Here is a 14214-nt window from a genome sequence, read left to right as displayed (position 1 = left end):
GCGCGACATCCGATGAGCAGGCTGCTTATGTCGCTTAAGCGGGAGCAATGCAAGTATGAAAATGCAGAAAGACGCATAAACGCGCGCATTCGTGCATTGCTTCAGCCGCCATGCTCATTACCGGCTTACCCTTGAGGATGACTCTGCCAGATGACCGGCTATAGTCGAGGCGGAGAGTGATTCATGGTTGCACAATCCGGCGGGAAGCCTGCCGACGCGCCGAGCAACGAGCCGGACAAGTCCGGGCAGTCTGAGCAGTCGATGGGTGGGCTGCTGCTGCAGCTCAACATGATGGCCCGCGCCTTCGTCACTTCGCCCCATCGCAACCAATTGCTGCTGCTGCTCGTCGGCGTCGTCCTGGTAATCCTGGTCACCAGCTATTTCCAGGTTCTGCTGAACGCCTGGAACCAGCCTTTCTACGATGCTTTGGCCCGTAAGGACCTCGCTGAATTTCTGCAACAGCTCCTGGTGTTCGTCGCCATTGCCGGCGGCCTGTTGACCCTCAACGTCACTCAGACCTGGCTGAGCTGGATGGTGAAGCTGAAGTTGCGGCAGGGGTTGGTCGAGGATCTCATCAGCCAATGGATGAAACCTCGCCGCGCGTTCCGCCTCGCCAATTCCAGCAAGTTCGGTGTCAATCCGGACCAAAGATTGCATGAGGACGCCCGCCATCTGACCGAACTGTCGACTGATCTCGGTATCGGGCTCTTGTCGGCGTCGATCTATCTGGCCAGTTTCATCACGGTGCTGTGGAATCTCTCCAGCGGATTCGTCTTCAATGTCGGTGGCTACAGCTTCGCTATTCCCGGTTATATGGTCTGGGCGGCGCTTTTTTATGCCGTCACCGCCTCCCTGCTTTCCTGGCATGTCGGTGGTCCGCTGATCGGCTTGAATGCCGATCGTTATGCCCGGGAGGCCGAGTTTCGGTTTTCACTCGTCCGGGTCAGCGAGCATGTCGACGCCATCGCACTGAACAATGGCGAGAAGGACGAGGAGCGTCAGCTCAATCTCGACCTCAAGGCCGTGCTGCAGGCCATGCGACGGCTGGTGACGGCGACGGCCAGGCTCGCCTGGGTGAGTTCGGGCTATGGCTGGTTCACTCAGGTGGCGCCCTTCCTGGTGGCGGCGCCAATCTATTTTGCGGGCAATCTGACCTTTGGCGGGCTGATGGTGGCGGTGGGCGCCTTCAATCTGGTGCAGGCGCAATTGCGCTGGTTTGTCGACAATTTCGGCACCATCGCAGACTGGCGCGCGACCTTGTTGCGTGTCGCGAACTTTCGCTATGCTGTCACCCAGATTGACAGCCAGCAGGCCGAGGCGAGCCATATCGAGTTCACTGAGACCGAAGATGAGGTGATCCGTCTCGATGATCTGGTGGTCGAAGCCCCAAGCGGGCGCAGCCGGCTCAATGAAAGCAAGGTAGAGATCAAATCCGGAGAGCGGGTTCTGGTCGTCAGCGACGCTGGTGCCAACAAGACGCTGCTGTTTCGGACCATTGCCGGCCTGTGGCCTTTCGGTTCCGGCCAGGTCGGCCTTCCCAAGGATGGGCACGTCACCTTCATGCCGCGCCGCCCTTATCTGCCTCAGGGAACGCTCAGGCAGGTTCTGTCCTATCCCCAGCCCGTGGCGCAATTCGAGCAGGCCGATTTCGAGCATGCCTTATCTGCGGTGGGGCTCGGTCATCTGGCCGACGACCTCGACCGCAATGTGCGTTGGGACAAGGATCTGGCCGACGAAGAGCAACAGACCGTGGCTTTCGCCCGCGTCGCCTTGCAGAAGCCGGCCTGGATCGTCATCGACGAAGCCCTCGAAGGGCTGGACGAGGGCACCCGGGATAAGGTTTTCGCCATCTTCGAAAAGGATCTTGGCCAGTCCGCCATCGTCCATATCGGCCGGCCTGGCTCCAAGGCCAGCTTCTTTCCGCGCACCCTTCGGCTTCTCAACGAACGGACGCAAGCCGGTCATACGGCGGACAAGACGGAGCGAGGCGAGGGGAGTGAAACCAAGGATGATGTATAAAAAGAATTTATTTTTCAGATAAATACGTAATTTTGTTGAAGCGTTTATCTAAAGATCGGTCACGCAAGTCAGCAAAGCTTGCAACGGGTGAAAGACGGGACGATGGCAAAGGACAAGGCCGGCAAGAAGAAGCCCTCCAAGGGTGACAAGAAAATCGCAGTGGAGAAGGTCGGCGAGGGCATGACGAAAGCCGGCTTGGCTGGGCAACTCTACAAGGCCGCCGATCTCATTGATCTGCCCGACGAGGAATTGCTGGAAGCCGTGCAGCGCCAGACCTTCCGCTTCTTCTGGGAGGGGGCGGAGCCGGCCAGCGGCATGGCCCGCGACCGTAGCACCCGCACGGTGGATACACCCAACGACCTGGTGGCCATAGGCGGGACGGGCTTTGGCATCATGGCCATGATCGTGGCGATGGAGCGAGGTTGGATCACCCATGCCGAAGGCTTGGAGCGGTTGACGAGGATCATCGACGTCATCGAGCCGACGACGTGTTTCCATGGCGCCTATTCGCATTTCATGCATGGCGAGACCGGCAAGGTCTGGCCCTTCAGCCGCAAGGACGACGGTGGCGATCTCATCGAAACCGCGTTCCTGTTCCAGGGCCTGCTTTGCGCCCGCGAATATTTCGTTGCAGATTCCCTCGCCGAGACAAAGCTGCGAAAGCGCATCACCGGTTTGTGGGGTGAGATCGAGTGGAACTGGTATACACAGGGACGCCATGCGCTCTATTGGCATTGGAGCCCGAATAACGGCTTCGTGCTCGACCATGACATCCATGGCTGGAACGAGTGCCTGATCGCCTATGTGATGGCGGTGTCGGCGCCGCGCTATCCCATCGATCCCGCCGCCTATCATCGTGGCTTCGCCGCCAGCAAGGATTTCGGGGCGCCGCGCAGCTATTACGACATCGAATTGCCGCTCGGCCCCGATCGGGGTGGGCCGCTGTTCTGGGCGCACTACTCCTTCCTGGGCCTCGACCCCCGCGGATTGAAGGACCGCTACGCCGATTATTGGCAGCAGAACGTAGCCCATACGATGATCAATCATCGCCATTGCGTGCTCAATCCGCATGGCCACAAGGGCTATGGCCCCGATTGCTGGGGGCTGACGGCGAGCGATGATCCGGATGGGTACGCTGCACATCAACCGAGCGAGGACAACGGCGTAATCAGCCCGACGGCAGCCTTGTCGAGCTTTCCCTATGCGCCCAAGGAAGCCATGGCGGCGCTGCGCCATTTCCTCACCAAGCATGGCGACAAGCTCTGGGGGCGCTTCGGCTTCGTTGATGCCTTCAGCGAAGAGCAGGACTGGTTCGCCGAGACCTTTCTGTCGATCGACCAGGGCCCCATCATCGTGATGATCGAGAATTATCGCACCGGCCTGATCTGGAACCTGTTCATGCGCATTCCCGAGATCCAGGAAGGTTTGCGCAAGCTTGGCTTCGAGAGCCCCCATCTCACGGCAGAAGCTGCGGCCTGAGAGGGGATTCGCGAGGCCCCGTGCGGCCCCTTCCCCTTACCTTCTCCCCGTAAGAATGGGGAGAAGGGGATCTCTATGGCGCGACTTATGAGGGAGCGGCCTCATCTCGCTCAACCGTGGGGCGAGATGACAGGCTGGACGTCGCTTTAATCTCGCAGCCGCCCGACATTGCGCACCAGCACCGCCGCCAGGATGATCAGACCGGTGAGGATGTCCTGCATGTAGTTGGGCACGCCGACGATGGTGAGGCCGTTTGCCACCACGGCGATGATCACCGCGCCCAGTAAGGTGCCGAGGGCGTTGGCGTCGCCGCCGCGAAAAGCCGTCATGCCGAGAAAGGCGGCGGCATAGGCCTGCAACAGGAAGCCGTTGCCGCCGGTCGGGTGAGCGCTGCCCAGCCTCGCCACCAGCAGGAGGCCGACAAGTCCAGCGAACAGGGTGCAGATCGCAAAGCCGAGCACCGTGCTGCGCACGATCGGAACACCGGTGAGGCGGGCTGCCTCGCGATTGCCGCCAATGGCCGCCATGCGCCGGCCGGGCTCGGTGTAGTCCAGCAGGACGACGCAGATCGCCGTCATTGCGACGGCCCACAGCGTCAGCACCGGCACGCCGGCCAGCGTGCCACGCCCGAGGTCGCGGAATGCGGGCGGAATATTGCCGAACAGCGTCGCGCCGTCGCTGATCCAGAAGGTGAAGCCACCGACCACCGTGCCGATAGCCAGGGTGGCGATGAAGCTCGGCACACTCAGGCGCGATACAAGATAGCCGCTGATGCAGCCGACGATCGCGCAGGACACCAGCGTGGTGAGAATGGTGGCCGGAATGCCCCAGCCTTGCGCGAACAGGCTGACGGCCAGGATTCCAGCCCAGGACACCACTGCACCGACCGAGAGGTCGAATTCCGACAGCACCATCACGCAGGTCGCACCGAGGGCCACGATGGCGAGCAGCGAGGATTGCTGGGTGATGTTGATCAGATTGGAAAGCTGGGCGAAGGAACCCGGTGAAAGAGCCGAGAAAACCCCGACTATGACGAAAAGGCCCAGAAGCGTGCCGTAGCGGGCGGTGAAGTTCAAGCTGTCCTCCGGGAGTGATCGGCCCGATGCGGTTTTGCCGTGCGAAAGGTTGCCGCAAGTACCTGCAGGCGGGATAGGCCGTCGGTGGGAGCGTCCAGCGCGATCTCGCCCTTGGCCATCACCACAATGCGCCCGGCCAGGGCGAAGAGCTCCTCGATGTCGCTGGTGGCAAAGAGGATCAGCGTGCCGTCGCCCGCGAGCTGGCGGCAAAGCGCGTGGATTTCGGCCTTGGAGCGGACGTCGACACCCCGCGTCGGCTCGTCCAGCAAGAAGAGGCGCAACCCAGGCCTGAACCAGCGTCCGATCAGCACCTTTTGCTGATTGCCGCCGGACAGGGTGGCTATGCGGTCGGCGAGGCGGCCGTAGCGGACGGCGAGCCGCTGCAGCATCGTGCCGGCATTGCGCCGCAAGGAGGGCTGGGACAGGAAGGGCAGGCCCACCAGGAGCCGCCCGTCGGAAAGGCGGGGTAGGGTGGCGTTGTCGAGGATGGAATGGCCGACCACCAGGCCGCTGCCACGGCGGTCTTCCGGTGCAAATGCGACCCCTGCCCGGATGCGGGAGGGGATGCCGGAGGCCGGCAGGGACCGTCCTGCCAATGACAACCCGCCGCGCGCCTGCGGCATGGCCCCCCAGAGCGCTTTCAGAAGGCTTGAGCGGCCGCTGCCGACGATGCCGTAGAGGCCGATGATTTCGCCGCCATGAGCGCTCAATTGCAGGGAGCCGTGGCGCGGCGAGGGAGAAAAACCGTCGAGCTCGAGCAGTCGTTCGGCTCGCCTGGGCGGAAGCGGAACAGCATCGCGCAACTGGGCGTCCCCCGCCATCATCGTCACGGCGGCATCGGGGGTGGTTTCGGCGATCAGGCCCTGGCCGACCGTGACGCCATTGCGCAGCACCGTGTAGTCCTGCGCGAGTTCGAACACTTCCTCCATGCGATGCGAGACGAAGATCACGGCACATCCCGCCAGTGCGAGATTGGTGACCACCTTGCGCAGGATGCAGGCCTCGCTTTCGCTCAGGGAGGCCGTCGGCTCGTCCAGCACCAGGATGCGCGCTTCGTCCATCAGCGCCCGCAGGATCTCGACCAACTGGCATTGGCCCACCGAGAGATGGCGCACCGGCACGTCCAGCGGCAGGGCGATGCCGAGCCTGTCGCTGACAGCCGTCAGGCGTCGTTGCATGGCCTGGCGATCGATCAGGCCGAAACGGTGCGGATAGCGCCGACCGACGAAGGCGTTCTCGGCCGCCGTAAAACCCGGGACCAGGTTGAGCTCCTGGTGCACGAAGCGCAGGCCCGCGGCCTCGGCTGCCCTGGGATCGCGGGGAGCGTAGAGAGCACCGTCGAGCTGCATGGCGCCGCCATCGGGCTGATATACGCCCGACAGGCATTTGAGCAGGCTCGACTTGCCGGCGCCATTCTCGCCCAGCAAGGCGTGGACCCGGCCCGGCGCGACCGTGAGGTTCACGCCATCAAGGGCGTGCACGCCGCCGAAATGCTTCTTCAGGCCGGTGATCTCAAGCCGCGGAACGGGGCGACCGGAAGGCTGGCTCATTGAGGACAAGTCACGCCCAGGCTCGCGCGGTCGACCACCTTGGCCTCGACCTGGATCTCCTGTTTGCTGACGGGCTTGCCCTTCAGCACATTAGCGATTTCCGTCACGGCGCTATGCGCGATCCCCGGAAAGTCCTGGCGCACGGTGGCGATCAGGTCGGTGCACTGCTTGATCAGGTCGACGGCTTGCGGATTGCCGTCGATGCCAGCGATCACCATCTTGGAATCGGGCTCGTCGCTCTGCTGGGCGAGGAGGGCGCCGATCGCCGGCTCGTCCCAGGCGGCCCAGACGCCGTCGATCTTGGTGCCATGCTGGCGGATGAAGGTCTCCATGGCGAGACGGGAATCGTCGATCGGGCCGGGGACCTTCACATAATGCTCGGCGATCACTTTGATGCCGGGATTGGCGGCGAGCGCCTTGTCGAGGGCGAGTTCGCGCTGATGCACGCCGGGATGGGCCGAATAAAAGAATTTGACGATGTTGCCCTTGCCGCCCAGTTGCTTGAACAGCTTGTCCGACAGGATGGTGCCGAGGGCGAAATTGTCGGTGGCGATGCTGGCGGTCACGCCAGGCGCGAGGGCGCCATCGAGAGCAAAGACAGGGATCTTCTTGGCGGCCGCGGCGGCGACCTGGTCGGCGATCTGCTTGGGATCGACACTGACCAGGACGATGGCCGTGACGCCGGCATTGGTGACGTCTTCGACGCGGCTCGCCAATTGCTGAAGGTCGCCGCGCGTATCGACGACATTGACGTTCCAGCCCTTGCCGGCAGCATCCTTCTTGAAGGTCTCGACGATCTCGTTGGTGGCGACCGAACTGATATAGAGCGTCAGCACGGCGATATCCTCGGCCTGGGCCGCACTTGAGATGAGGCCAGCCAGAGCCATGGCCAAGATTGAAACACCGGTCTTCACGTGGATCCCCCCGATACCGCTCAACCCGGATCCGAACTCCCGGGGCGGGTTCTTTGCGTTGCTATGGCATAGTCCGCGGCAGTTCGCGCGCGAAATCCGACGCAGCGCGATAGCTGTGATAGCGCCGATCCGCCACCTCCGCTCGGGCTGGATTCGGGTCGACCGTGACGCTGCCCGCCAATTGCTGCACTGGCTCGAAACCGAGCCTGGGCGCAAGCATGCGATAAATGCCGAGCGCCGGCATCTCCTGGCTTGCGGCCGGAGCGATCACGGGCCGGTTCAGCGCTTCGGCCAGGAAGCGTTGCTGTAACGGGCTACGGGCGCCGCCGCCGATCACAGTCAGCGGCTGGCGTGGCAGGCCGGCGGCTTCCAGATTGTGGCGAATGGCAAAGGCGATACCCTCGAGCACGGCGCGGCACAGCGCGCCCGGCCCGTGACCGCGATCGAGGCCGAGGAAAGCGCCGCGAACCGCGCGATCCTCGAAGGGAGAACGTTCGCCGAAGAGATAGGGCAGGAACAGGGGATGAGGGCCATCGCCATCAGCAGTGGCGTGATCCAGCAGCATTTCTACCGGCAGGGACGTGATCTCGCTCAACCAGTCGAGCGCCGCTCCGGCGCAAAGGAACGGCGTAATGACGATCGCGCGGCTGCCCTTGACGGGATCGGCCAGGGTATAGCTGTCACGAGGGGGGCGGGCATCGGCAAGGTCCATGGTGCCGGCGACCCAGCCGGTGGTGCCGACATAGGCATAGGCAGTGTTGGGCGCATCGGCGAAGGCGCCCCAGGTTGCGGCCGCGCCATCGCCCGCTCCGTTGTGGACGGGGATGCCGCGTGGCAGTCCGAGAGCGGCGGCGGCTTCATCGGCAAGCGGGCCGGCGACGGCATCCGCGGCCAGGATTTGCGGCATTTGCCCAGGCCCGACGCCGGCAACCGCCAGCAAGGCTTCGTCCCAGGCGCCACTCACGATGTTGTAGAGCCCGGTCGTGGTCGCGGTGGTGGGATCGATCACGCTGCGCCCGGTGAGCCGCTTGATCACGGCATCTTTGGCCCCGAAGAGAAAACCGGCGACGGTGTCGAGCGGCAAGCCGGGAAGGAAGCGATCGAGCCGCATCAGCTTGAGGATGGGATGGGCGGGATCGAGATGATTGCCGGTGCGCTGGCCGTAATCGCCGGGAAGTCGACCACGCAGCTCCGCCACTTCGTCTTGCTCGAGGCGGCGGTCGGAATAGAGTATCGCCGGGCCGACGGGTTCGCCCTCGGCTGAGAGGGCGATGAGGTTCTGCATCGAACCCGCCAGGCCGAGCGCGCAGACATCGGCGCGGAACGGCAATTCGCTCACCGCAGCCTGCGTTGCCGTCCACCATTGCCGTGCATCCTGCTCGACGGAACCATCGGTGCGGGTCTGCGTGGTCAGGGGGCGCGTTGCCGAGGCCACGGCCGCGCCGGCGCGGTCATACAACACCGCCTTGAGTGCGGTGGAGCCCACATCGAGAATGAGAAGCTTGTCACCCAAATCTTGCTTCCAGGGAGCTCCGAAGGCGGCGGCCGGCAGCGGCGCCCTTCGCAATGCCATTTCTTGAAGCAAAGTGCGATTTGGACAAATCGCACTTTGCTTCAACCTCTTGTTTCAACGCATTTTCTTAAGCGAAAAGGCCGCCGGCCTTTCTGGAAGAAGCCTTACGCTTCGTCGATCTGAAGGAAGGCCACGCAGGTCGGCGTACCGATCGGGATTTCCGTACCGGTCGGGGTCAGCTCGCCGCTCTCCTTGTTGATGGCAAAGACGGCGAGCTTGTCGCTGTTCTGGCTGGCGGCGACCAGGAAATTGCCCGAGGGATCGATGGCGAAATGGCGGGGAAACTGCCCGCCGCAGGGTACGCTGTGCTCCAGCACCATGCCGCCTTCACTGTCGAGGGCGATGACGCCGATGCTGTCATGGCCGCGATTGGCGACGTAGAGATAGGCACCGTCGGCCGAAATCGCGATCTCCGAGCAGAAGCTGCCCGACCCGGCCGATTCGGGCAGTGCCGAAATCGTGCTGACCGATGTGAGCTTGGCCTGGTCCGCCTCGAAAGCGAAGGAGGTCACGGTGGAATCGAGTTCGTTGGCGACATAGAGCAGATTGCCGCGTGGGTGGAAGACGAAATGGCGAGGGCCTGCGCCGGCAGGAACAGAAGCGGCTCCGGCACGGGCGATCGCCCCGGTCTGGGCATCGAAGCGGTAAACGACCAGAAGGTCGAGCCCGAGGTCCGCAACCACGATGTGGCGGTTATCCGGCGTGACGCGTACGCAGTGGGGATGCGGGCGTTCCTGACGCTCCGGATCGGGTCCCGTGCCCGCATGGGTGGCATCGCTGACCGCGGCCTTCAGGCCGCCATCCTCGCGGATCGGCAATACTGCGATCGCCTTGTTGGGCAACTCGCCTTCCGGGGTCAGGCTGTAATTGGCGACGAGCAGGAAGTTGGCGTTGCGGTCATGGCTGTTGAAGGCCGCGATGCTGCCCAGGGTCGGCTGTTTGTTGATGTAGCTCAGCGTGCCGTCGGCAGGATCGACCGCATAGGCCGAGACCGTACCCTCGTTCCAGCCGAACACTTCGCTGTTGACGTGCAGGACTTTGCGTTTGGCGTCGACGCCGATCCAGGTGGGATTGTCGATACCCTCGATCAAACCGACCGGTGCGATGGCACCGGTTGCCTGGTCGAAGGAGAAGGTGGAAATGCCCTTGGCGTTGTTGGTTGGATAATACGGCGTGGGCCGCGTGGGGCCGCCGACATAAAGATAGGTGCGCTGTCCGGACATAATACCGCCTTGTCAGACTCAGAAACTCGATGCGGCGCCGACCATATGGGACAGGGATGGCCCGGGCAACCGGGCCAGGGGTAAGTTCGTGCCTTTCCGGGGTGGGAACCTGGTTGGCGGGCTGCCGCTCGCACTCTGCAACGATTGCCATTTGAATATATCATACAAATGCAGCTATCAATCGGGGAGCGGGCGGGCACGCCTGAAATTGTCCTGCCCGCCGCACTACGCAGAATTTCCTGGTGAGGCTCGTGGATGGGCTTCGCCAGGAAACTCTGCAAATGTTTGATAACTTGCTGCTTCTTCCTGGTCGAGCCAAGGGCATGATCAAGAAGAAGCCACTTGCCAAGCCTTGAGCAAAGAGCCGGCTGAGCCGGAGATCGACGACGGAGAGTGAAATGTCCCAATCCTTGCAGGGCAAGACAGCCCTTGTCACCGCGGCAGCCCAAGGGATCGGCCGCGCTTCCGCGATCGCGTTGGCCCGCGCCGGCGCGCGCGTGGTCGCCACCGACATTGCCGAGGACAAGCTGGCAGATCTTGCCGGGGTTGAAGGCATCGTCATCGAACGGCTGGACGTGCTGTCGCCGGAGGCGATCGCCGCCTTCGCCGAACGTCATGGACCCCAGGCCGACATTCTCTTCAACTGCGCCGGCGTCGTCCATGCCGGCACGATTCTCGACTGTACGGAGAAGGACTGGAATTTCGCCTTCGATCTCAACGTCACCGCGATGTTCCGCATGATCCGGGCTTTCCTGCCGCATATGCTGGAGCGCGGCGACGGCAGCATCATCAACATGTCTTCGGTGGCGTCGTCGGTGAAGGGAATCCCCAACCGTTTTGCCTATCAGGCCTCGAAGTCGGCCGTGGTCGGTATCACCAAATCGGTTGCGGCCGATTATGTGAGCAAGGGCATACGCTGCAACGCCATCGCGCCCGGCACTGTCGAAAGTCCCTCCCTGCGCGAAAGACTGGAGGCGACCGGCGATTATGAGGCGGCACGCGCCGCTTTCGTCGCGCGCCAGCCGATCGGGCGAATTGGCCAGCCCGAGGAAATTGCCGACCTCGTCGTCTATCTCGCCGGCGCTACCTATACCACGGGACAGATCCATATCATCGACGGCGGCTGGACCGGCTGAAGGCGGTCGATCGAGATTTTCCGCAGCCATAGCTCTGTGTTGAAGGTAAAATTTAGCCCCGGCGCTCGGTAGTATGTGACATTCTGATCTGCCATAGGTCCGTTCCGTCATGAAATTGTCATCGAGCGGCCTGGTCGGCCCAAGAGGTGGCGTCGCTCGGAGTAAAGACGTGGAAACAGGCAGTAGACCCGCACCGGCAATGCCAGCACCGACATTGCCGGTCCCGGCTGCCAATCGGGAAATCGAGCTCAAGCTGCTGGCCCCCGCCGGCAGCTTCGATTCTCTGGCTGCAGTTCCGGTCATTGCCCAGCATGCGCGCAATCGCGGCGTCTTTCGCAATTTCGAGAACGCCTATTACGACACGCCCGATCGCCAGCTCTACCGCAACAAGATCGCCCTCAGGGTGCGCAAGAGCGGCAAGACCTTCATTCAGACCCTGAAACGCCCGACCAGCGGCACCAATCCCCTGGCTCGCCATGAATGGGAAGTGCCCGTGCCGAGCCTGGAGCCGGATCTGGCGCTGCTGCCGCCCGAGGCGCTGGAAATCGGTATGGACGGCGTCGGCAACGGCGTGCTCGAGGCGGTCTTCGTCACCAAGTTTCGCAGGCGCATCCAGGCACTCGACCTGCCGGCCGCCAATCTGGAGCTCGCCTTCGACCAGGGGGAGATACGGGTCGGAGAGCGCCGCGAGGCCATCTGCGAGCTCGAGCTCGAGCTCAAGGGCGGCGACGCCGGCGCCCTTTATGATGTTGCCCTGGCCCTGCTCGATGCCGCCCCTCTTCGCGTCGGCACGCTGGCGAAAGCCGATCGCGGCTACAGGCTCGCCTATGATCCGCCCGCCGAGGGCGTGCGGGCCAGCAAGGGCAGCATCGGTGCCGGCGACAATGTCGACGAGATCGTCGCCAAGCTGCTCGGCGACTGCCACCGCCATATGGCTGCCAATCAGGCCGTGGTGGAGGAGGGCAGGACGCCCGAGGGCGTGCACCAGATGCGAGTGGCGCTGCGACGCATGCGCACCGCGATTTCGATCCTCCAGCGCCAGATCGGCTCACCGACCCTCGCGCTGCTGGCGGTCGAGGCCAAATGGCTGGCATCCACGCTGGGCCCCGTGCGCAATTGGGATGTGCTGGTGGTGGATACGATTCCCGGCATCGAAGCCCATTGCCCTGACGAGAAGGCCTTTGCCGCGATGCGGGCTCATGTCGAGCCGCGACGGCTGCATGGCTATCAGCATTTGCGCGAGCTGTTCGCCGGCGCCCGCTATAATCGTTTCCTGCTGACGCTCGGCCGCACCGTCGAAAGGCGTGCCTGGCGCAACGACATCGCCAGCGGCTCGCTCGGCATCCTGGCGGAGACGGCCGACCTGTTCGCCCGCCAGGCGCTCGAACGGCTGCATCGCCGTGCCCTGAAAGGGGGAAAGCATTTCAGGCGGCTGGAGCCTGTGGCCCAGCACGAATTGCGGCTCGTGCTGAAGAAGCTGCGTTATGGTGCCGAATTCTTCCGCAGCGTCTATGATACCAAGGAAGAGGCGCAGCGTTATCTCGCCCGGCTCGCGGACCTCCAGGAAGGGCTTGGCCTAGCCAATGACGCGGCGACGACGGGTGGTCTGCTGACGGTGCTCACTGACGAATCGCCGGATGCCGCCCTGCATCGTGGTGCTGGCTTGATCAGTGGCTGGCAGGCCCGCGACAAGGAAGTCGCCGCCGGCTCGTTGCACAAGCTGTGGAAGCGTTTTGCCCAGGGCTCGCCTTTCTGGCTGCCATGACGGCCGATCGCAGGTTGTCACTGACCTGAATCTGCGGCACACCGTGAGGGTTGCCAAATCTTGGCCGAGTCTGGGCGGTGAGCTTTGCTGTCTGGTGCCGGCCGAAGCTTGCCCGAGGCCGTGATGAGCCGTATTGCCTATGTGAACGGGGTCTATGTGCCGCTGCGTGATGCCTGCGTGCATGTCGAGGACCGCGGTTTCCAGTTTGCCGACGGGGTTTATGAGGTCTGCGAGGTTTTCGGCGGTCGGCTCATCGACGAAACCCGTCATCTGGACCGGCTCAAGCGCTCGCTTTCGGAACTGGGCATCGCCATGCCGGCAGGGGAGGGGGCTCTCAGGGTGATCGTGCGTGAGACGGTCCGGCGCAACCGCGTCCGCGACGGCCTGGTTTATCTTCAGGTGACGCGCGGAGCGGCCCGGCGCGATTTCGTGTTTCCGGCGGCAGATACGCCGCCTACCTTGGTGGTGACCGCCCGCTCCGTCGATCGCAGCAAGGCGGAGGCCGGCGCTGCGAGCGGTATTTCGGTGATTAGCCTGCCGGATAATCGCTGGGAGCGGGTCGATATCAAATCCACGGGGCTTTTGCCCAATGCACTGGCGCGGCAACGGGCCAAGGAGCGCGGCGCCAAGGAGGCCTGGTTCGTCGACAAGGACGGCTACGTCACCGAAGGGGCGGCCAGCAATGCCTGGATCATCACCCGGGAAAATACCCTGCTGACGCGCCCGGCCGAGAGCGGCATTCTGCGCGGTGTCACCCGCACCACACTGCTGGACCTTGCCCGGCGCGACAATCTGCTGGTCGGCGAACGGCCTTTCACACTGGCTGAGGCCAAGGCGGCCAAAGAGGCCTTCGTGACGGCGGCGACGGCGCTGATCATGCCGGTGGTGCGCATCGACGATACGACCATCGGTGATGGCAAGCCGGGGGCCCTCACGGTGCGGTTACGGGCACGCTTTCACGAGGTGGCCGAGCGTTCACTTTAGTGGCGGGCATACCATTGCTGCTTGACAGATGACGGCTTGACCTCCATCTGCGATCATTCCGACAGATTGGGCGGAATGACGCGTTGGGATTGCAAACTTTTGCTTGCGCGACGCAGCATCCCCGTCGACTATGTAGGATGATTGCATGAAAGGCAGGCGCGTCAGCGTTGGCTGATTTTGCTTGTGAATGTCCGCGGACCAACCGCGGTCAAGGAGTTTCGGGGGTATTATGGCGGCGGAGCGCACCCAAAATCTACAGGACACGTTTCTCAACAATGTCCGCAAGAACAAGATCCCGCTCACGATCTTCCTGGTGAATGGTGTGAAGTTGCAAGGCGTTGTGACCTGGTTTGACAATTTTTGCGTGCTTTTGCGCCGCGATGGTCATTCCCAGTTGGTCTACAAGCACGCGATTTCGACGATCATGCCGGGCCACCCCGTCCAGCTCTTCGAAGGCGGTGAGATCGAAGGCGCGGACAAGCTTTGATTCTTGCC

At 63.1% G+C, this 14214-nt stretch carries 11 protein-coding genes; 6 read left to right on the top strand and 5 right to left on the bottom strand.

Translation table 11 applies throughout. The features are described 5' to 3' along the window. Positions 1-183 precede the first annotated feature (183 nt). Together AB4037_RS13790 and AB4037_RS13785 are read left to right on the top strand one after the other, a co-directional pair. Positions 184-2019, top strand: a complete 1836-nt coding sequence (locus AB4037_RS13790; RefSeq protein ID WP_441771894.1) for an ABC transporter ATP-binding protein/permease — start codon at positions 184-186, stop codon at positions 2017-2019. Between the two features lie 102 nt (positions 2020-2121). Continuing rightward, the gene (locus AB4037_RS13785; RefSeq protein WP_441771893.1) at positions 2122-3498 is read left to right on the top strand and encodes a glucoamylase family protein; all 1377 of its coding nucleotides are present in this window, start codon (positions 2122-2124) and stop codon (positions 3496-3498) included. Between the two features lie 146 nt (positions 3499-3644). Here AB4037_RS13785 and AB4037_RS13780 read toward each other — a convergent pair whose 3' ends face one another. From AB4037_RS13780 to AB4037_RS13760, 5 genes are all read right to left on the bottom strand, one after another. Continuing rightward, positions 3645-4574, bottom strand: a complete 930-nt coding sequence (locus AB4037_RS13780; RefSeq protein ID WP_441771892.1) for an ABC transporter permease — start codon at positions 4572-4574, stop codon at positions 3645-3647. Further along, complete coding sequence (locus AB4037_RS13775) at positions 4571-6124, bottom strand: sugar ABC transporter ATP-binding protein (RefSeq protein WP_441771891.1); 1554 nt, start codon at positions 6122-6124, stop codon at positions 4571-4573. The genes AB4037_RS13780 and AB4037_RS13775 overlap by 4 nt, the downstream gene beginning before the upstream one ends. Continuing rightward, on the bottom strand, positions 6121-7038 hold the full coding sequence (locus tag AB4037_RS13770) for a sugar ABC transporter substrate-binding protein (protein WP_441771890.1): 918 nt from the start codon (positions 7036-7038) through the stop codon (positions 6121-6123). The genes AB4037_RS13775 and AB4037_RS13770 overlap by 4 nt, the downstream gene beginning before the upstream one ends. 61 nt (positions 7039-7099) lie before the next feature. Next, positions 7100-8551: a xylulokinase gene (locus tag AB4037_RS13765; RefSeq protein ID WP_441771889.1), complete on the bottom strand. Its 1452-nt coding sequence runs from the start codon at positions 8549-8551 to the stop codon at positions 7100-7102. Between the two features lie 164 nt (positions 8552-8715). Then, complete coding sequence (locus AB4037_RS13760) at positions 8716-9834, bottom strand: lactonase family protein (RefSeq protein WP_441771888.1); 1119 nt, start codon at positions 9832-9834, stop codon at positions 8716-8718. A 398-nt stretch (positions 9835-10232) separates the two neighbouring features. Here AB4037_RS13760 and AB4037_RS13755 point away from each other — a divergent pair, with 398 nt between their 5' ends. The 4 genes from AB4037_RS13755 (at position 10233) to hfq (ending at position 14206) form a co-directional block, all read left to right on the top strand. Continuing rightward, positions 10233-10970: an SDR family oxidoreductase gene (locus tag AB4037_RS13755; protein ID WP_441771887.1), complete on the top strand. Its 738-nt coding sequence runs from the start codon at positions 10233-10235 to the stop codon at positions 10968-10970. Positions 10971-11139: 169 nt separating this feature from the next. After that, entirely contained in the window at positions 11140-12735 is a 1596-nt protein-coding gene (locus tag AB4037_RS13750; RefSeq protein ID WP_434956676.1) for a CHAD domain-containing protein, read from the top strand. A gap of 123 nt (positions 12736-12858) precedes the next feature. Further along, a complete protein-coding gene (locus tag AB4037_RS13745; protein WP_434956675.1) occupies positions 12859-13719 on the top strand; it encodes a D-amino-acid transaminase in 861 nt (286 codons plus the stop codon). A 229-nt stretch (positions 13720-13948) separates the two neighbouring features. Beyond that, the gene (gene hfq, locus AB4037_RS13740) at positions 13949-14206 is read left to right on the top strand and encodes an RNA chaperone Hfq (protein ID WP_068290859.1); all 258 of its coding nucleotides are present in this window, start codon (positions 13949-13951) and stop codon (positions 14204-14206) included. Positions 14207-14214 lie beyond the last annotated feature (8 nt).

The organism is Labrys sp. KB_33_2, from assembly GCF_052114505.1.
Taxonomy (GTDB): Bacteria; Pseudomonadota; Alphaproteobacteria; order Rhizobiales; family Labraceae; genus Labrys.
This window is presented reverse-complemented; position numbering and strand designations above follow the sequence as displayed.